At 51.2% G+C, this 574-nt stretch carries 1 pseudogene; it reads left to right on the forward strand.

Annotation, left to right across the window (positions count from 1 at the left end):
• Window positions 1–185 precede the first annotated feature (185 nt).
• Window positions 186–574 (forward strand): annotated as a pseudogene (locus LPH68_RS26540) (DUF932 domain-containing protein); the annotation flags it as partial.

Consider the following 574-nt stretch of genomic DNA (forward strand, 5'->3'; position numbering starts at 1 on the left):
ATTTTTACTTCCGCTTCCTTGCCCGTTTCGGACCATACGGAACTTATGGCAACGTGTATTACCCGAGTATCACGGACCTGATATGCAGGCGTTACCTGCCTGAAACCGCAAAATGAATTCCGGAAAGGCGATGGACAACGGTTCACCGCCTTTCTTATTGTATAACTTTTTTAATATCAATCATTATGGCAACAGCATTAGCAACAACGACCGTCCCCGTGCAGTTCGATTTCCAGAACAACAACGTCGAGGTGATGACACTTGACACGCTCCGACGCACACACAAGGAGAATGACATCTACGGCAACCCGCTCAAGGGAATTTACCATTACGAGGTGATAGAGCGCATGGCGGGTCTCTGCCAGAAACACAACCTGAACTACGAGGTGGAGGAAATCTTCGCCGCCCAGAACAAGAACAAGGCCCAGCCCGGCGTGGTCGTCCTGCCCCAAGTGGAACAGAAGTTCGGTACATTGGCTGTCGAGGCACATATTCTGCGCCGTGTCTACACGACCATCCGCATCAAAGAATGGGAAACGGACGAGTTGACCACCACGCTGGTCGTTGCGTTCCA

It is taken from the genome of Bacteroides sp. 1_1_30 (assembly GCF_020982715.1).
In the GTDB taxonomy this organism is placed as follows: domain Bacteria; phylum Bacteroidota; class Bacteroidia; order Bacteroidales; family Bacteroidaceae; genus Bacteroides; species Bacteroides xylanisolvens.